General features: G+C 57.2%; 19 protein-coding genes. 14 read left to right on the forward strand and 5 right to left on the reverse strand.

What is annotated here, in order from left to right:
- Positions 1–24: 24 nt before the first annotated feature.
- The 13 genes from ABJI08_RS09635 (at position 25) to ABJI08_RS09695 (ending at position 10,490) form a co-directional block, all read left to right on the forward strand.
- On the forward strand, positions 25–573 hold the full coding sequence (locus tag ABJI08_RS09635; protein ID WP_348401619.1) for an NnrU family protein: 549 nt from the start codon (positions 25–27) through the stop codon (positions 571–573).
- 4 nt (positions 574–577) lie between these two features.
- The gene (locus tag ABJI08_RS09640) at positions 578–781 is read left to right on the forward strand and encodes a DUF1737 domain-containing protein (protein WP_348401620.1); all 204 of its coding nucleotides are present in this window, start codon (positions 578–580) and stop codon (positions 779–781) included.
- Positions 782–1,813, forward strand: a complete 1,032-nt coding sequence (locus tag ABJI08_RS09645; RefSeq protein WP_348401621.1) for a MaoC family dehydratase — start codon at positions 782–784, stop codon at positions 1,811–1,813.
- A 7-nt stretch (positions 1,814–1,820) separates the two neighbouring features.
- Positions 1,821–2,582: a DUF4344 domain-containing metallopeptidase gene (locus ABJI08_RS09650; RefSeq protein ID WP_348401622.1), complete on the forward strand. Its 762-nt coding sequence runs from the start codon at positions 1,821–1,823 to the stop codon at positions 2,580–2,582.
- Positions 2,583–2,638: 56 nt separating this feature from the next.
- Entirely contained in the window at positions 2,639–3,325 is a 687-nt protein-coding gene (locus ABJI08_RS09655) for a DUF1194 domain-containing protein (protein ID WP_348401623.1), read from the forward strand.
- Between the two features lie 268 nt (positions 3,326–3,593).
- Positions 3,594–3,977, forward strand: a complete 384-nt coding sequence (gene sdhC, locus ABJI08_RS09660; RefSeq protein ID WP_348401624.1) for a succinate dehydrogenase, cytochrome b556 subunit — start codon at positions 3,594–3,596, stop codon at positions 3,975–3,977.
- Positions 3,978–3,987: 10 nt separating this feature from the next.
- On the forward strand, positions 3,988–4,359 hold the full coding sequence (sdhD, locus tag ABJI08_RS09665; protein WP_348401625.1) for a succinate dehydrogenase, hydrophobic membrane anchor protein: 372 nt from the start codon (positions 3,988–3,990) through the stop codon (positions 4,357–4,359).
- Positions 4,360–4,370: 11 nt separating this feature from the next.
- Positions 4,371–6,176, forward strand: a complete 1,806-nt coding sequence (gene sdhA, locus ABJI08_RS09670) for a succinate dehydrogenase flavoprotein subunit (RefSeq protein ID WP_348401626.1) — start codon at positions 4,371–4,373, stop codon at positions 6,174–6,176.
- A complete protein-coding gene (locus ABJI08_RS09675) occupies positions 6,176–6,589 on the forward strand; it encodes a hypothetical protein (RefSeq protein ID WP_348401627.1) in 414 nt (137 codons plus the stop codon). The genes sdhA and ABJI08_RS09675 overlap by 1 nt, the downstream gene beginning before the upstream one ends.
- Positions 6,590–6,667: 78 nt before the next feature.
- A complete protein-coding gene (locus ABJI08_RS09680) occupies positions 6,668–7,447 on the forward strand; it encodes a succinate dehydrogenase iron-sulfur subunit (protein WP_348401628.1) in 780 nt (259 codons plus the stop codon).
- A 267-nt stretch (positions 7,448–7,714) separates the two neighbouring features.
- Entirely contained in the window at positions 7,715–7,870 is a 156-nt protein-coding gene (locus ABJI08_RS09685) for a hypothetical protein (RefSeq protein WP_348401629.1), read from the forward strand.
- Positions 7,871–7,973: 103 nt separating this feature from the next.
- Positions 7,974–9,614, forward strand: coding sequence for an FAD-binding dehydrogenase (locus ABJI08_RS09690; protein ID WP_348401630.1), 1,641 nt, complete (start codon positions 7,974–7,976; stop codon positions 9,612–9,614).
- 27 nt (positions 9,615–9,641) lie between these two features.
- Positions 9,642–10,490 (forward strand): DUF1989 domain-containing protein, encoded by an 849-nt coding sequence (locus ABJI08_RS09695; RefSeq protein WP_348401631.1) that lies wholly within the window; start codon positions 9,642–9,644, stop codon positions 10,488–10,490.
- Positions 10,491–10,708: 218 nt separating this feature from the next.
- On the opposite strand, the gene ABJI08_RS09700 is transcribed toward ABJI08_RS09695, so the two are convergent.
- Entirely contained in the window at positions 10,709–12,049 is a 1,341-nt protein-coding gene (locus ABJI08_RS09700; protein ID WP_348401632.1) for an aminotransferase class I/II-fold pyridoxal phosphate-dependent enzyme, read from the reverse strand.
- Between the two features lie 100 nt (positions 12,050–12,149).
- On the opposite strand from ABJI08_RS09700, the gene ABJI08_RS09705 reads away from it, so the two are divergent.
- Positions 12,150–13,046 carry a LysR family transcriptional regulator gene (locus tag ABJI08_RS09705; protein WP_348401633.1) on the forward strand — a complete coding sequence of 299 codons (897 nt, stop codon included), beginning with the start codon at positions 12,150–12,152 and terminating at the stop codon, positions 13,044–13,046.
- Here ABJI08_RS09705 and deoD read toward each other — a convergent pair.
- The 4 genes from deoD to ABJI08_RS09725 all read right to left on the reverse strand — a co-directional run bounded on the left by deoD (position 12,993) and on the right by ABJI08_RS09725 (position 16,608).
- Positions 12,993–13,703, reverse strand: coding sequence for a purine-nucleoside phosphorylase (gene deoD / locus ABJI08_RS09710; RefSeq protein ID WP_348401634.1), 711 nt, complete (start codon positions 13,701–13,703; stop codon positions 12,993–12,995). The two genes, ABJI08_RS09705 and deoD, sit on opposite strands and share 54 nt — an antisense overlap.
- A gap of 83 nt (positions 13,704–13,786) precedes the next feature.
- Positions 13,787–14,065: an acylphosphatase gene (locus ABJI08_RS09715; RefSeq protein WP_348401635.1), complete on the reverse strand. Its 279-nt coding sequence runs from the start codon at positions 14,063–14,065 to the stop codon at positions 13,787–13,789.
- 55 nt (positions 14,066–14,120) lie between these two features.
- Positions 14,121–14,435, reverse strand: coding sequence for an H-NS histone family protein (locus tag ABJI08_RS09720; protein ID WP_348401636.1), 315 nt, complete (start codon positions 14,433–14,435; stop codon positions 14,121–14,123).
- Between the two features lie 193 nt (positions 14,436–14,628).
- Positions 14,629–16,608, reverse strand: coding sequence for a protein meaA (locus tag ABJI08_RS09725; RefSeq protein ID WP_348401637.1), 1,980 nt, complete (start codon positions 16,606–16,608; stop codon positions 14,629–14,631).
- Between the last annotated feature and the right edge of the window lie 37 nt (positions 16,609–16,645).

A 16,645-nucleotide genomic window follows, 5' to 3' on the forward strand; every position in this document is an offset into this window, starting at 1 on the left:
AGAGCCATCTGATAGGAGAGCGAGATGACACTTCTGGTTATTGGGGTCGTGCTGTGGATTGCGGCACATTTCTTTAAGCGCGTCATGCCGGACGCGCGCGCCCGCATGGGTGATAAGGGCAAAGGCGTGATTGCGCTGATCCTGTTTGCGAGTATTGCGCTGATGGTGATCGGCTATCGCAGCGCAGAATATGTACATGTCTATACGACACCGTCCTGGGGCATTCATCTGAACAACCTGATTATGGTTTTTGCCGTGATCCTGATGGGGTTGGGCAATTCCAAGAGCCGCTTTAACGGCGTGACACGTCACCCGATGCTGGCTGGTGTGCGGGCATGGGCGATTGCGCATTTGCTGGTCAATGGTGATCTGGCGTCGCTGATCTTGTTTGGCGGCATGTTTGTGTGGGCGTTCGTTCAGGTCATTCTGATCAATCGCGCCGAGCCGGACTGGACCAAACCAGAACCGGGTAATCTGGCGGGTGACATCAAACTATTGGTGATCTCCGTTGTGGTGTTTGGCGTTTTCGCAGGTGTGCACATGTTGCTCGGCTATCCAGTTTTTCCGGGGTGATATCATGAAGCTGTATCGATTTCTGTCCGAAGAGGACACTTCTGCGTTCTGCCACAAGGTGACGGATGCATTGAACAAGGGGTGGGAGCTGCATGGCTCTCCGACCCAGACGTTTTGTCAGGCCACGGGTGTGATGCGGTGTGGACAGGCAGTGATCAAGGAGGTCGAGGGCACATATACCCCCGACACGAAACTAGGAGAACACTAGATGGCCAAGACCAATCCGGGCCGGTTTTTTGAAGACTATGCTGTGGGGCAGTTGATCGAACACGCTGTGCCGCGCACCGTTGGGGCAGGCGAGCGGGCGCTTTATCATGCGCTCTATCCGGCGCGTCATGCGCTGTATTCTTCGGATGCGTTTGCGCAGGCCAGCGGTCTGCCCGGATCGCCGCTGGATGATCTGGCGGCGTTCCATGTGGTCTTTGGCAAAACGGTCCCGGATGTGTCGCTGAATGCGGTGGCCAATCTCGGCTATGCCGAAGGGCGATGGCTGAAACCGGTTTACGCGGGCGACACATTGCAGTCTGCGTCCGAGGTAATCGGTCTGAAACAGAACTCTAACGGCAAAACCGGCGTGGTTTATGTGCGCACACGCGGCTCCAACCAGCGCGGTGAAGTCGTGATGGAGTATGTGCGGTGGGTGATGGTGCGCAAACGCGACATCGACGCACCCGCGCCGGACACTGTGGTGCCTGAGCTGGCCAAAGTGATCGATCCGGCGGATCTGGTCATTCCTGAAGGGCTGAATTTCGCCAACTATGATTTTGCGGCTGCGGGTGAAGATCATCGCTGGGGCGATTATGAGATTGGCGAGACCATTGACCATGTCGACGGCGTGACGTTGGAAGAAGCTGAACACATGATGGCGACACGGCTTTGGCAGAACACTGCCAAGGTGCATTTTGATGCCACGTTCCGCCCCGATGGGCAGCGGTTGATCTATGGCGGGCACATTATTTCCCTTGCGCGCGCGCTGAGTTTTAACGGGTTGGCCAACGCGCAGATGATCGTGGGTCTGAATGGTGGAGCCCATGCCAATCCGGCGTTCTCGGGACTGACGGTCAAGGCCTGGTCTGAGGTGTTGGACAAGGCCGAAACGGATGTGCCTGGCGTTGGTGCGATCCGGTTGCGGCTGGTGGCAACCAAGGGTGGCGAACCGTTTGCCCTGCGTGGCGACGACGGAAAGTACCTGCCAGACGTCTTGCTTGATCTTGACTATTGGGCGCTGATGCCACTCTGATTGCAGTATGATTAGACATGCCGCACCCCCGCTGAGTTTTATAGCAGCCTGTGCTGTGGCGATGCCGGCACAGGCTGACCTGCGTATTGGCAAGACGTCAGACGATGTCATCGCCTATGTCGAAAGCAACCTGATCGGGATATTTTATCACGAACTGGGACATGCGCTGATCGACACGCTGAACTTGCCAATCTTCGGACAGGAAGAAGACGCCGCAGACGTGTTATCGGTTTTTTTGATCGATGCGTTCTATGATGAAGATTCGGCGGTTCAGCTGGCCTATGACACCGCGTTTGGTTTTCTGGGCGAGTCCGAATATTCCGATGAAATTGCGTTCTGGGATGTGCATGGCCCGGATTTGCAGCGGTATTACAATCTGGTCTGCATTTTCTATGGTGCCAATGCAGACGAGCGTGACGACGTTGCGCAGGATCTGGGTTTGCCGGAGGATCGCGCCGAGTATTGTCCTGATGAATATGATCAGGCGGCTGATAGCTGGGGGGCGGCGCTGGATGAGATCACGCACAAAAGCGGCGGGCAGAGCTTTAAGCTTGGCAAGATGGATGTCTCCAGCGATGGCGCGCGTGTGACGTCGGATATTATTACGGCTGAGGTTGAGGCCCTGAATAAGGAATTTCGATTGCCGCGAAAGCTGCGGATCAGCGTCGAAAGCTGCGGCGAGGCGAACGCTTATTATGATCCGCAAACCACAGAGATCGTGATGTGCAGCGAATTTGCCGACTGGCTGGTGGAAACGGCGCCGGACTGACCTGAGCTACACGACAAAGTGATGCCGATGCATCGGTGCGATGGCTAGGGTTGGCCATGCTGTTTCGATTGTTGATTTGTTTCCTGATGAGTGTGGGCGCGCCGGTGCGGGCCTGCGATATTGCGCTGTTGCTGGCGGTGGATGTGTCGGGCAGCGTTGATGCACGCGAATACCGGGTGCAAATGGATGGTCTTGCAGCTGGATTGCGCGATGGAGTGGTTGTCGAAGCGCTTGCACGCGGGCAGGCTGCGGTTTCGTTGATGCAATGGACGGGTGAGGGGCGTCAGGCAGTGGTGGTGCCCTGGATGCGCGTGCGCAGCATTGCCGAGGCGGAGACTATGGCCGTTGCGATTGAGCAGGCGCCGCGTCGCTGGAACCGATTTTCTACCGCGATTGGCGAGGCACTTTTGACGGCACATGATGTGATGCGTGATGCGCCGGACTGCCAGCGTTACGTCGTGGATGTGTCTGGGGATGGGCTGTCTAACGAAGGACCCGCCCCCAGACAGGGGCGTGACATGCTGCGCGCGGCGGGAATCACTGTCAACGCGATTGTGATCGAGACCGACGATTCGGACCTGACGGCCTATTTCTGGGAAAATGTGATCACAGGCTCGGGCGCCTTTGTCGTGACCGCGAACGGATTTGAAGACTACCCGGAACGCATTCGTCAAAAGCTGGTGCGCGAGGTCACTATCCAGGTTTCAGAGCATCGAACTGGCATAACGAGCAGGAAACCTTAACAAAATCAGAAGAAACCGTTGATAGCGCAAACATTCAGGCATCGATGGGAATCACCGGTGACGTGTTTTGCACCCTCGTGGTGGGCGGAAATATTTCCAACAATAATAGTATGATTTGATATGTGATCACGAATAAATTCTAGTGATCACAAAATTGTAGAAATCTACCCCATTGCGCCAAATAACCGCGCCTTTTAGGCTGAGACTAACGTGACACACACAAAAAATCCGTTAGTAAAGAACGCAAGGGAAACTGAAAGGATTCAGTATGGCTGATGCGAAAAGGGTTGAACGCCCGCTTTCACCTCACCTGACGATCTATCGCCCACAAGTGACATCGGTCACTTCGATCCTGACACGGATCACCGGCAATGCGATGATCGTCACGGCATTTTTGATCGTTTGGTGGCTTGCCGCCGCTGCAGCGGGACCGGAATATTTCGCGTCTGTGAACGGGTTTGCGACGTCGTTTATCGGCGACCTGCTGTTCAGCCTGTCGCTGCTGGGCATTTGGTATCACTATCTGGCCGGTCTGCGGCATCTGATTTTTGATGCCGGACGTGGACTGGATATCCCAACAGCTGAAAAGCTGGGCTGGGCCTGTATCATCGGTTCGGTCGTTCTGACCCTGCTGACCATGATTATAGTCTGAGGAGCGAATTATGCGTTATCTTACCGACCGCAAGCGCGCCGAAGGTCGTGGCGCTGCTCACGCAGGGACCGAACATCATTGGCATATGCAAGTCAGCGCCGTTGGCCTGGCTTTGATCACACCGATTTTTATCTTCATTTTCGGCAACGCCTTGGGCGGCAGTTATGAAGATGTGATCGCCACATTCAGCCGTCCGTTTCCAGCCATTCTGACGGCGCTGGTTCTGGTCTTTGGTCTTCAGCATTTCGCCAAAGGGGCGCAAATGATGATCGAAGATTATTTCCACAAGTCGACCAAGAAAATCCTGATCATGTCGGTGATCATCCTGAGCTATGGCATGACGGCGGTTGGCCTGTTCGCGCTGGCAAAAATCGCGCTTTGAGGACCTGAGACATGACTACATACGAATATGAAACGCATGATTATGACGTTGTTGTCGTAGGCGCCGGCGGCGCCGGTCTGCGCGCAACGCTGGGCATGGCGGAGCAGGGGTTGCGTACTGCCTGTGTGACCAAGGTGTTCCCGACCCGGTCGCACACGGTGGCGGCGCAGGGCGGCATCGCAGCCTCGTTGTCCAATATGGGCCCCGACAACTGGCAGTGGCATATGTATGACACAGTCAAAGGGTCTGACTGGCTGGGCGATACCGATGCGATGGAATACCTCGCACGGGAAGCACCCAAGGCGGTCTATGAGCTGGAGCACTACGGTGTGCCGTTCAGTCGGACCGAAGAAGGCAAGATTTATCAGCGTCCGTTTGGGGGCCACACCACCGAATTTGGCGAAGGTCCTGCTGTACAGCGGACATGTGCTGCGGCTGACCGGACTGGCCACGCCATTTTGCACACGCTTTATGGGCAGTCGGTTAAAAACAACGCCGAGTTTTATATCGAATATTTCGCCATCGACCTGATCATGTCAGAAGATGGCCAGTGTCAGGGCGTTGTCTGCTGGAAGCTGGACGACGGCACCATGCACATATTCAACGCAAAAATGGTGGTGTTGGCGACGGGCGGTTACGGCCGTGCGTATTTCAGCGCCACGTCGGCTCACACCTGTACTGGTGACGGTGGTGGCATGGTGGCCCGTGCGGGTTTGCCGTTGCAGGATATGGAATTTGTTCAGTTCCACCCAACCGGGATCTATGGCGCAGGTGTGCTGATTACCGAAGGTGCACGCGGAGAAGGTGGTTATCTGACCAACTCTGAAGGTGAGCGGTTCATGGAGCGCTATGCGCCCCAGTACAAAGACCTTGCGCCGCGCGATTACGTGTCACGCTCGATGACCATGGAAATTCGCGAAGGTCGCGGGATTGGCGCTGATGGCGACCATATCCACCTGAACCTCAGCCACTTGCCCTCCGAGGCGTTGGCGGAACGTTTGCCTGGTATCACCGAAAGCGCGCGCGTGTTTGCGGGTGTTGACGTGACTAAAGAGCCGATCCCGGTTCTGCCGACAGTGCACTATAATATGGGTGGTATTCCGACCAACTATTGGGGCGAAGTGCTGAACCCAACTGCCGAAGATCCCAAGGCCGTTGTGCCGGGCTTGATGGCTGTTGGCGAAGCGGGATGTGCGTCGGTTCACGGTGCCAACCGTCTTGGGTCAAACTCGCTGATCGATCTGGTGGTGTTTGGACGTGCTTCGGCCATTCGCGCCGGTAAAGTTGTTGACCCCGAAGCCAGCAATCCAGTGTTGAACACAGCCTCTGTCGACAAAGCGTTTGATCGGTTTGACGGTTTGCGCAATGCCAAAGGTGGCACGCCAACGGCTGAACTGCGTTTGGAAATGCAACGTACGATGCAGGCAGATGCGGCCGTGTTCCGGACAGACAAGACGCTGAAACAAGGCGTCGAGAAGATGACCGAGATTGCCGCCAAGGTAGACGATCTGAGCGTTACGGACACATCATTGGTGTGGAACAGCGACCTGATGGAAACGCTGGAGCTGACCAACCTGATGCCCAATGCATTGGCCACAATTCACGGTGCGGAGGCTCGCAAGGAAAGCCGCGGCGCGCATGCGCACGAGGATTATGCCACGCGGGATGATGAAAACTGGCGCGTTCACACTGTCAGTCGTGTTGAAGGCAATAAAGTCGACCTGAGCTATCGTCCGGTAGTTGTCGACCCGCTGACTACCGAAGACGAAGGCGGCATCAGCCTCAAGAAAATCGCACCCAAGGCGCGGACGTTCTGATGAAGATGCGTTTTCTGGCATTTACAGCACTTGCTGCTTTACAGGTTTCAGGAGCGATCGCTCTTGAAAGCGAAGTAGTGCGGCAAGTGCAACAATGCATGAAGAAAACGCATGCGCCGGGAAGCTATGCCATTACTCAGTTTGAACCGGTGCCCACGGTATCGGCTCATTCTGGCGGATCAGAACTTGGGACGCACAACGTCAACGATTGTTTGAAAGACACGTACCAGGTTCAGTACAGGTCAGATGCGGCCGTTTGTTGGGGGGCAGGTGCAAGCTCCGGCGACGCCCAGCAGAGTGGCTGCTTGGCCCAAGACCAATCCGGTAAGTACGGGTTTGCGTCCACCGAGGTAGACAGCAACATTTGTTCCAGAAGAGGCGGTCCTTTGTATGGCGGAACTGGATATTGCTAGAAAAATCAATGCTGGCGGGCCGTGCGTCCCGAAACGGGATGCCAGCCCCAACAGGAACAGCTCTTAGGAGACAGACCCATGGCTGAATTTAAACTCCCAAAGAATTCGCGCATTACGACGGGCAAAACTTGGCCCAAGCCCGAAGGCGCGACCAATGTGCGTAAGTTCCAGATTTATCGCTGGAATCCGGATGACGGAAAAAACCCGTCGCTGGACACGTATTTCCTCGACATGGACAAATGTGGTCCGATGGTCCTGGACGCGTTGATCAAGATCAAAAACGAGATTGACCCAACGCTGACGTTCCGGCGGTCTTGTCGCGAAGGTATCTGCGGTTCCTGTTCGATGAACGTCGACGGTATCAACACGCTGGCCTGTATCTATGGGCTGGACGAGATCAAGGGTGACGTCAAAATCTATCCATTGCCGCATATGGCCGTGGTCAAAGATTTGATCCCCGATCTGAACCATTTCTATGCGCAGCATGCGTCGGTTATGCCGTGGCTGGAAACTAAGACAAACCGTCCGGCGCATGAATGGAAGCAATCCATTGAAGACCGCAAAAAGCTTGATGGGCTGTATGAATGCGTGATGTGCGCCAGCTGTTCGACGTCTTGCCCGAGCTATTGGTGGAACAGTGACCGGTATCTTGGCCCGGCGGCGTTGCTGCACGCCTATCGCTGGATCATCGACAGCCGCGACGAGGCCACTGGCGAACGTCTGGACGAATTGGAAGATCCGTTCAAGCTGTACCGGTGCCACACGATTATGAACTGTGCCAAGACCTGCCCCAAAGGCTTGAATCCGGCCAAAGCGATTGCCGAGATCAAGAAGATGCTGGTCGAACGCCACGTTTGATCGACGTTACAGGTTCCCAAAAAGCCCGCCATTTGTGCGGGCTTTTTCCTTTCTAGCACTTGTTTAAGATGCGCTGTCTCGGAGCGTTTCAGGTGCCAATAATGGATCGGTTCTGATCCCGGTGTGCGCTTTTGACACGATGGTTAACGCAAAGGCAGTTGCCGAAAATGCATGCCACCATTGCGTAATCGGGGGGGTGTGGTACGCAAAAAATGCGCCTAGGCTCAACGGCAGGGAGGAGTTCTGACTGGATTGGAGAACTCTCTAATGTCGAACTCTGAAAACATTTCACAAGACGCAGCACGTGCGCTGGAAATTCTCGAACAAGCTTATGCCTACTACGCGCAACCCTCAAAGGTCGTGAACAAAGGGCAGGCCAGACAAGAGAACGAAACCTATTTCGAATATGTCAAAGCTGCCTAGGCAGCACCCGTCCGATTGCAAGGCAACTATAACATGACGTGAGGTTGCGCTTGGTTGCACCCTTTCTGACCGCTAGCTTGCCGTCAGAGGGGGGACGAACGGTATGACAGATGTGATCGTGACAGGCGCGGGGCTGGCTGGCTTGGTTGCAGCTGTTGAAGCTGCAGACCGGGGCCGCAAAGTTCTGTTGCTGGATCAGGAAGGCCCGCAATCGCTGGGTGGTCAGGCTTTTTGGTCCCTTGGTGGTTTGTTTATGGTCGACACACCCGAGCAAAGGCGCATGGGCATTCGCGACAGCCCTGAACTTGCCCTGCGCGACTGGATGGGATCGGCCCAGTTTGACCGGCCCGAAGATGCCAACCCACGAAAGGTGGCCGAAGCTTTTGTAGAGTTTGCTGCAACAGACATGCGTAGCTGGTTGGCGGCACGTGGGTTTCGCTGGTTTCCGGTGGTAGGTTGGGCAGAACGCGGTGGTGCGCAGGCGGATGGGCATGGCAATTCGGTGCCGCGCTTTCATATCACATGGGGCACGGGGCCCGGAGTGGTGTCTCCGTTTGTGCAGCTTGTGCAGGACCATGTGCGCGATGGCCGGATCACGCTGGGGTTTCGCCATCGCGTCACGGGGTTGATGATCGCAAACGGTGCGGTATCCGGCGTTAGTGGAGATATCCTGGCGCAAGACGATGCGGACCGGGGCAAGTCCACCAACCGCGAAGTGGTTGGCGCTTTCGAGCATCGGGCCGACGCGGTCATTGTCACGTCAGGTGGTATCGGCGGAGATCATGCCACTGTGCGTCGATATTGGCCCACGGATCGGCTCGGGCCAGCGCCATCGAGGATGGTCGCCGGGGTTCCCGATTATGTCGATGGACAAATGCAAAGCGTGGCGCAGCAGGCGGGCGCGGGTCTGATCAATGGCGATCGGATGTGGCATTATACCGAAGGCCTTGAAAACTGGGATCCGATCTGGCCCAATCACGGTATTCGTATTCTGCCCGGCCCATCATCGATGTGGTTTGATGCGCTGGGCGACCGTTTAGAGGCGCCGTTTTTGCCGGGGTTTGATACGCTGGGCACGCTGCGCCGGATTTTGTCGACCGGGCACGACCACAGCTGGTTTATTCTGACCCAGAAAATCATCGAAAAAGAGTTTGCCTTGTCCGGGTCCGAGCAAAACCCGGATCTGACATCCGGCAGATGGTCGTCGGTGTTGAAAGCCCGGTTGCTGGGCAAAGGCGCACCTGCGCCGGTTGAGGCGTTCAAGCGAGAGGGGGTCGATTTTGTCGTAGCGGATACGTTAGAGGAGCTGGTGTCCGGCATGAGCGCTTTGACACCGCAAACGCCTTTGGACATTGAGAAAATTCGTGCTCAGATCGCGGCAAGGGATGCCCAGACCGACAATCCGTTCGCAAAGGATGCCCAAGTGACCGCCATTCGCGGCGCGCGCGCCTATCGCGGGGATCGGTTGATCCGCACCGCGAAACCGCATCACATTCTGGCACCGGAAAACGGACCTTTGATTGGGGTGCGCCTGAACATCCTGACCCGCAAGTCGTTGGGTGGGTTGCACACCGATGAAAATGCGCAGGTTCTGCGTGCGAATGGCGACGTTTTCCAGGGGTTGTTTGCCGCAGGAGAAGTGGCGGGATTTGGCGGTGGTGGCTATCATGGTTACAACGCGTTGGAAGGTACGTTTCTGGGCGGGTGTATTTATTCAGGTCGCGCGGCCGGCAGGTCTGTCTGAGGCATTGATGCAAAAGGAGAATTCAGGATGAACCAGCCAGTTGATGCGGACGAGCGGCGTGCCAAAGCGCCGGTGATTTGTTACCCGGTCGACACTTTGCCGAGACCCGATCTTGCGCTTTATGCCCGTGCCCGCAACGGGGCCGTCAAGGTGAGCGAAGTGGTGGTTCCGCCGCGAGAGGCCGGGTGCTTTCATGTCAAAGCCGGGTCCTTTTTCCGGATATCTTCGATTGATGGGCCACAGGTGGGGGACCTGAACCTGTGGAATGCCAGTGATCTGTCCGAAAGGTTCTATTCCGGCAAGACCCGGGCGCTGCACGGGACGCATCTGAGTACGGGCGCGCGCATGTGGTCTTCTTTCCCGTATCTGAGGCCTATGGCGACCGTCACGCAGGATACGCTGTCGTGGTACGGCATGGATGAATACGGTGGCAGCGTGCATGATGTGATTGGCACGCGTTGTGATCCCTATACAGGTAACTTGTTGAATTCGGACAACTATCATCATTGTTGCCACTCAAACCTGACCCGTGCGCTGGCGCAGGAAACGGGATTGCCGCTGAAGGACGCAGAGGCCCATGTGCATGACGTTCTGAATGTCTTTATGTGCACGGGTTTCACGCGGGACACAGGGCAATATTTCATGAAGGCCAGCCCGGTGCGTCCGGGGGATTACATCGAATTCTTCGCTGAGATCGACCTGCTCGGCGCGCTCAGCGCCTGTCCGGGCGGGGATTGTTCCAGCCAGCACAGCTCGGATGTCGCAGCGTGTTATCCGTTGATGGTCGAGGTGTTTGACCCAGTGGCGGGCACGCTGGGTTCATGGCAACCGCCCGCTGTGAACCAGTATGACCGGACCCATGGAATTGAGGGCTGACCCGACTTGAAAACTCTCGGCGCCATGGCCTTAGCTGGCGCTCGATTTGGCGCATCGGCAGCGCGTCGGTATCACGTCGGTATTGCGTCGGTTTTGGCGTGGTGGCGATGGATACCCACCCCCACGTCTTGCACGCGTCGAAATCGACGCGCCGGGGCCCCGCGCCCATTGGGCGTGGGGCCGGGCCCAACGGATGGCGGACCAGCTTGCTGGTCAGATCATCGGGCGGGAGCCTCTGGCAGGTGGACAAAGTGAAGCCGGTCGAAGGTCTTTCGCCAACGCGCCGTTTCACCAGCTAACGTTTCAGGCGCGTCCGAGCGCAGCGCCTCTGCAATCCGCCGCGCCAGTTCCGGTGCGTGCGCGCGCGTCATGCCCCAGCGCACCAGTTCCGGTGTGCCAATGCGCAATCCGTTCAGATCATTCGCCACAGGGGCGGTTGGCAACCCGATACCGCAGGCCAGAAACCCCGCCCGCCGTAGCTTTTTCGAGGCCGCTTGCCCTCCACCGAAAGGCTCTGCCAAAATGGCGAATTGATGAGATCGGGTTGGGCCATCTTGGGTTTCGAAAACAGCAGTGCCTAATGCCTTGAGTTCGGCTGCCAGTGCGCTGGCCAGATCGATCATTGCGTCTGCATAGTCCCGTCCGTGATCGCGCCAGTCCAGCATGCTGACCGCCAGCGCGGCGGATTTGGCCGCGTCGAAATTGGCGGTCATTCCTGGGAACGCAATGGCATCCAGCCGCTCGGCAATGGTGGCGTCATTGGTGACAATCAGGCCCGAAGGCGGGCCGCCCAGCGATTTGTAGGTGGACATGGTCATCACATGCGCGCCTTCGGCCAGCGGGTTTTGCCATGCGCGCCCGGCGATAATGCCGCATTGATGGGCCGCGTCGAACAGCACATGCGCCCCAACCGTATCCGCAATTGCCCGAATTTCGCGGACCGGGTGTTCCAGCAGGTTCAGCGATCCGCCAATCGTGATCAGCTTGGGTTTGACCTGTCCGACAAGCTTTGCCAGCGCTTCAAGGTCGACAGTGTAGCCGTCTGCATTCACCGGTGCCGCATGGCTGGTTAGCCCATATAGACCCGCGCAGCCTGCCGCGTGATGGGTGACATGCCCGCCAATCTCGGCCGGTGGTGTGATGATGGTGTCGCCGGGGTTGGTCAGGGCCATGAAGCCATAAAGGTTGGCAATCGCCCCCGAGGGCACACGGATTTCTGCGTATTTCGCGCCAAACACTTCGGCGCAAAGTTCAGCTGCGATGACCTCGATCTCTTCGATGGCTTCCAGACCCATTTCGTATTTGTCGCCGGGATAGCCCAGCGATGGGCGGGTGCCCATGCCCGATGCCAACAGCGCTTCAGCCATTGGGTTCATCACGTTGGTCGCGGGGTTGAGGTTAAAGCAATCGCGTTCGTGGATCTGCCGGTTTTGATCAGCGAGTTCGCTGATCCGGGACGATATGGCGGCGCTTTGGGCGGTGGCGGTCTGTGTTGCGATGCTTTGAACACGTGTTTCACAGTTGGCGGGCACCCATGGGCGCGGGGTGAGGTGAGGCATGTCAGGCTCCGGTTTGATGTTGTGCCCACTAGGCGCGGATATTTGCGATCGCGCAAACCAGTTTTCATGATATGTAGGCATAGTAAAGCTAGGGGTATTTATGGCAATTGCACCACCAAGACCCAAGGGGCCGCCGCTGACGGCGTTGCGTGCTTTTGAGGCGGCGGCCCGGTTGGGCGGGTTCTCCCGGGCGGCAGAGGAATTATGCGTGACCCCGGGAGCGATCGCGCAACAGGTGAAGGCTTTAGAAGACTGGTGTGGGGCGGCGTTGTTTGACCGGCAGGCACAGGGCGTTGATCTGAGCCGGGTCGGGGCCGAGGTGTTGCCCGGTTTGACACATGCGTTTGACGCGCTTGGTGCGGCGGTTGGTGATTTGCGGCAGGCGGCAGCACCGGGGCGGGTGCATATTGCGGCGCTGCCATCCATCGCGCAGCTATGGGTGTCGCCGCGCATGCCAGCGCTTCGTGCAGCCTTGCCCGGGTTGCAATTGTCTGTCACCGCGCTGGAAACGCCGCCCAACCTGATGCGCGACCCGTTTGATCTGACAGTGTTTTACGGCGCAGGCGACGGCGTGCGCATTGCGCAGGACGAGATATTCCCTGTCTGCGCCCCGGATGTGGCAGAGCGATTGCGCGATATTGGTGATCTGGCCGACGTGCCGTGCTTATCGGATGCGGTATGGCAAGAGGATTGGGCCCGTTGGCTGAGCGCATGCGGGTGTGATTTGCGTGTAAAAGGACCGGTCTATTCGCTCTATGCGCTTGCCGTCGAAGAAGCGGTGCACGGCGCGGGGGTCCTGATGGGGCACGGCGCGCTGATCGAGCGGCATCTGGCCAGCGGTGCGCTTGTTGCGCCGTTTCATACCCGCGCACGTTTGCCCCGCTGGTTAGAGCTGCGCCACAAGGGCGGCGCGGTTGCGCCACCCTTGCAGGCGTTGATCGGGTTACTGAGCGGAGAAGGCGGCCTCCAGCGCAATCTCGACCATGTCACCAAATGACTTCTCGCGGTCCTCGGCGGGCAGGGCCTCGTGGGTGATCAGGTGATCAGAGACCGTCAGCACAGCAAGCGCGCGCCGCCCATGACGCGCCGCAAGATTGTAAAGCTCGGCTGCCTCCATCTCGACGCCCAGAATGCCGTGGCGGATCATTTGTTCGTTAAGGTCGGGGCGTTCGTCATAAAACACGTCCGAGGAATAGATATTGCCAACATGCGTGGGCGTGCCGCGCGCGGTCGCCGCATCTGCAGCAGCGCGCAGCAATCCGTAATCGGCGCAGGGCGCAAAGTTCAGTTCTTTGAAAATGCCGCGTGAAGGCGTCGACACGGAACTGGCTGACATGGCGATAATGACATCACGCACATTCACGCTGGTCTGCATTCCGCCGCAGGACCCGATGCGGATCAGGGTTTGGGCATTGTAGCTGGTGATCAGCTCATTGGCGTAGATTGACAGCGAAGGCATGCCCATACCGGACCCGTGAATGGTCACGCGATGTCCGTTCCATGTGCCGGTAAAGCCCAACATGCCGCGCACCTTGTTGACGCATTCCACGTCGCTGAGAAATGTCTCGGCGGCCCATTTTGCGCGATACGGGTCGCCGGGCAGCAGGACGGTGTCGGCAATCTGGCCGGGTTCGGCACCAATGTGGATGGTCATGGATGTCCCTCATGCGTGAATTCTGGTTCTGCCGGCCAGAAGACGACAACCCGGGCATCTGTGCAAGGGGGAAGGCAGGTCAGTCAGCGGCGGATGACGAAACTTGTGCTGTCCGGGGCAGGGGTGGATTTGTGCCATTGCACATCGCGCACCCAGGCGGCGGCGGGGCCGGACCACAGATCGGTTAGCATGGTCTCGACAGCGGTTGGATCGCCCTGAAAGAAGGCGGTCACGGATCCGGTGGGGTCATTGCTGACCCAGCCTTGAAGACCCAGTTTGCGCGCACGCGCTCGTGTCCAGGCGCGGAATGCGACGCGTTGAACCCGTCCAGTGATTTTGGCTGTAATGGCAGTCTGAGACATGCGGCACCTTTGCAAGCGAGAGTGCCGCATGTCGTGAGTCGGAACAAGGCGCGACTCAGATTTCCATCTGATCGGGGGCAATACCCGCAGCAAGTGCTTCGTCAAACCACTTTGGTTTACGCCCTTTTCCAGTCCAGGTTTTGGACTTGTCATCCGGGTGCACGTATTTTGGCACGCCTTTGGTCAATCCGCCCTGACGTTTTCCGGCGACGTTTGCAATTTCATCCAGAGAGAAACCGTATTTTTCGGCGGCCTCCTGCACGGCTTTGAGCGCATTGGCTTTGCGCGCTGTCTCCAATTTTACAAGTTGAATATCGATCTGTGATTTGAGCTCAGTCAGTTGACCGGCATCCATGCCTTCTAAATCCATGGTTTTTCCCTTCGCGTATTTTCGTGGCAAAATTTACCAACATAACTCACCCAAAGAATAGGCGTTAATTTGTGTCAGTTATTGCCAAAAACTGTATCAAAGCAGTCGTTTGGGGAAGTAAGAGAGTCAAATAGCCGGATATTCGGCGGAAATCCGGCTATTTTGAGGCGACGCGCAATTCGCCGCTGATTAGTTATTGTGCGGCCACTGCTTTGGGATCGACGAGGGTTACAATGTCGCGCATGATTGTATTCAGCTCAAAATCTTTTGGTGTGTAAACGCGGGCGACGCCCATAGCGCGCAAACGATCCGCATCTTCGTCCGGAATGATTCCCCCAACAATGACGGGTGTATGACCCAGACCAGCCGCTTTCATACGTTGCATCAGGTCTTCGACCAAGGGGATATGGCTGCCGGACAATATCGACAAGCCAACGACATGCGCCTCGTCATCCAGCGTTTTTGCGACGATTTCTTCGGGTGTCAGGCGAATGCCGTCATACGTGATGTCCATGCCGCAATCGCGTGCGCGAAAGGCAATCTGTTCGGCGCCGTTGGAATGGCCGTCCAGTCCGGGCTTTCCGATCACGAATTTCAGACGTCGTCCCAAGCGGTCGCTGACAGTGTCCACAGCTTCGCGAATTTCGTCCAGCCCTTCGGTTTTATTGGACGGCGCGCCGGAAACACCAGTTGGCCCGCGATATTCACCGTGGATGACGCGCATCTGCGCCGCCCATTCGCCGGTGGTCACGCCAGCCTTGGCCGCAGCGATTGAGGCGGGCATGACGTTTTTGCCAGACTGAGCGGCGGCGCGCAGGTCGGCGAGCGCCTTTTCCACGGCGGCGGTGTCACGTGCGTTGCGCCATTCGTTCAAACGGTCGATCTGGTGCTGTTCCACAGCCGGATCAACGACCATGATGCCGCCATCTCCAGTCATCAGGGGCGAGGCTTCGCCCTTTTGGTATTTGTTCACGCCGACAACAACGGTTTCACCAGCTTCGATCCGGTTCAGACGCTCTGCGTTTGAATCAACCAGACGCGACTTCATATAGTCGATTGCGCTGATGGCGCCGCCCATGCTGTCGAGGTTGGCCAGTTCGTGGCGCGCGCCGTCTTTGAGTGCGGCCACCTTTTTATCGACCGCCGGGTTGCCATCAAACAGGTCATCAAATTCCAGAAGATCGGTTTCATAGGCCATGATTTGCTGCATGCGCATTGACCATTGCTGATCCCATGGGCGGGGCAGGCCAAGGGCTTCGTTCCATGCCGGAAGCTGCACGGCGCGGGCGCGGGCCTTTTTCGACAAAGTCACGGCCAGCATTTCGATCAGGATGCGGTAAACGTTGTTTTCCGGTTGTTGCTCAGTCAACCCAAGGCTGTTGACCTGAACACCATATCGGAAACGGCGGTATTTCGGATTTTCGACCCCATAACGGGTTTCGAGGATTTCATCCCAGAGATCGACAAAGGCGCGCATTTTGCACATCTCTGTTACAAATCGTATCCCGGCATTTACGAAAAACGAAATACGACCCGCGAGCGCAGGAAAGTCTTCGGCAGGGACGCGTGGTTTCAATGCGTCCAATACGGCAATGGCTGTGGCCAGCGCAAATGCCAGTTCCTGTTCCGGTGTCGCGCCTGCCTCTTGCAAATGGTAGGAGCACACGTTCATCGGATTCCATTTGGGCACGTTGGTATAGCAATACTCGGCCACATCCGCGATCATTTTGAGCGAGGGTTTGGGTGGGCAAATATACGTGCCGCGCGACAGGTATTCCTTGATCAGGTCATTTTGGACGGTGCCCTGCAATTTCGAGATATCGGCGCCCTGTTCTTCGGCGGCGGCAATATAAAGGGACAGCAACCAGGGCGCGGTGGCGTTGATTGTCATTGAGGTATTCATCTGCTCGAGCGGGATTTGATCGAACAGGGTGCGCATGTCGCCCAGATGACAGACAGGCACGCCGACCTTGCCGACTTCGCCGCGCGACAGGATGTGATCACTGTCATATCCGGTTTGTGTTGGCAGGTCGAAGGCGACGGACAGCCCGGTCTGGCCTTTTTCAAGGTTCGAGCGATAAAGCGCGTTTGATGCCTCGGCAGTTGAGTGGCCAGCATAGGTGCGGATCAGCCAGGGGCGATCGGTTTGACGGTCTTTCTGCATCTGCGACATGGCACGTCCTCGTAAATCGTTTGGGCAATAATGTTGC

The sequence above is a fragment of the Shimia sp. genome, from assembly GCF_039969785.1.
In the GTDB taxonomy this organism is placed as follows: domain Bacteria; phylum Pseudomonadota; class Alphaproteobacteria; order Rhodobacterales; family Rhodobacteraceae; genus Shimia.

What these genes read in the sequence shown, in the direction of transcription:
- ABJI08_RS09635 (WP_348401619.1), top strand. Translation starts at nt 25, where the DNA reads ATGACACTTCTGGTTATTGGGGTCGTGCTGTGGATTGCGGCACATTTC.
- ABJI08_RS09640 (WP_348401620.1), top strand. Translation starts at nt 578, where the DNA reads ATGAAGCTGTATCGATTTCTGTCCGAAGAGGACACTTCTGCGTTCTGC.
- ABJI08_RS09645 (WP_348401621.1), top strand. Translation starts at nt 782, where the DNA reads ATGGCCAAGACCAATCCGGGCCGGTTTTTTGAAGACTATGCTGTGGGG.
- ABJI08_RS09650 (WP_348401622.1), top strand. Translation starts at nt 1,821, where the DNA reads ATGATTAGACATGCCGCACCCCCGCTGAGTTTTATAGCAGCCTGTGCT.
- ABJI08_RS09655 (WP_348401623.1), top strand. Translation starts at nt 2,639, where the DNA reads ATGCTGTTTCGATTGTTGATTTGTTTCCTGATGAGTGTGGGCGCGCCG.
- sdhC (WP_348401624.1), top strand. Translation starts at nt 3,594, where the DNA reads ATGGCTGATGCGAAAAGGGTTGAACGCCCGCTTTCACCTCACCTGACG.
- sdhD (WP_348401625.1), top strand. Translation starts at nt 3,988, where the DNA reads ATGCGTTATCTTACCGACCGCAAGCGCGCCGAAGGTCGTGGCGCTGCT.
- sdhA (WP_348401626.1), top strand. Translation starts at nt 4,371, where the DNA reads ATGACTACATACGAATATGAAACGCATGATTATGACGTTGTTGTCGTA.
- ABJI08_RS09675 (WP_348401627.1), top strand. Translation starts at nt 6,176, where the DNA reads ATGAAGATGCGTTTTCTGGCATTTACAGCACTTGCTGCTTTACAGGTT.
- ABJI08_RS09680 (WP_348401628.1), top strand. Translation starts at nt 6,668, where the DNA reads ATGGCTGAATTTAAACTCCCAAAGAATTCGCGCATTACGACGGGCAAA.
- ABJI08_RS09685 (WP_348401629.1), top strand. Translation starts at nt 7,715, where the DNA reads ATGTCGAACTCTGAAAACATTTCACAAGACGCAGCACGTGCGCTGGAA.
- ABJI08_RS09690 (WP_348401630.1), top strand. Translation starts at nt 7,974, where the DNA reads ATGACAGATGTGATCGTGACAGGCGCGGGGCTGGCTGGCTTGGTTGCA.
- ABJI08_RS09695 (WP_348401631.1), top strand. Translation starts at nt 9,642, where the DNA reads ATGAACCAGCCAGTTGATGCGGACGAGCGGCGTGCCAAAGCGCCGGTG.
- ABJI08_RS09700 (WP_348401632.1), bottom strand. Translation starts at nt 12,049, where the DNA reads ATGCCTCACCTCACCCCGCGCCCATGGGTGCCCGCCAACTGTGAAACA.
- ABJI08_RS09705 (WP_348401633.1), top strand. Translation starts at nt 12,150, where the DNA reads ATGGCAATTGCACCACCAAGACCCAAGGGGCCGCCGCTGACGGCGTTG.
- deoD (WP_348401634.1), bottom strand. Translation starts at nt 13,703, where the DNA reads ATGACCATCCACATTGGTGCCGAACCCGGCCAGATTGCCGACACCGTC.
- ABJI08_RS09715 (WP_348401635.1), bottom strand. Translation starts at nt 14,065, where the DNA reads ATGTCTCAGACTGCCATTACAGCCAAAATCACTGGACGGGTTCAACGC.
- ABJI08_RS09720 (WP_348401636.1), bottom strand. Translation starts at nt 14,435, where the DNA reads ATGGATTTAGAAGGCATGGATGCCGGTCAACTGACTGAGCTCAAATCA.
- ABJI08_RS09725 (WP_348401637.1), bottom strand. Translation starts at nt 16,608, where the DNA reads ATGTCGCAGATGCAGAAAGACCGTCAAACCGATCGCCCCTGGCTGATC.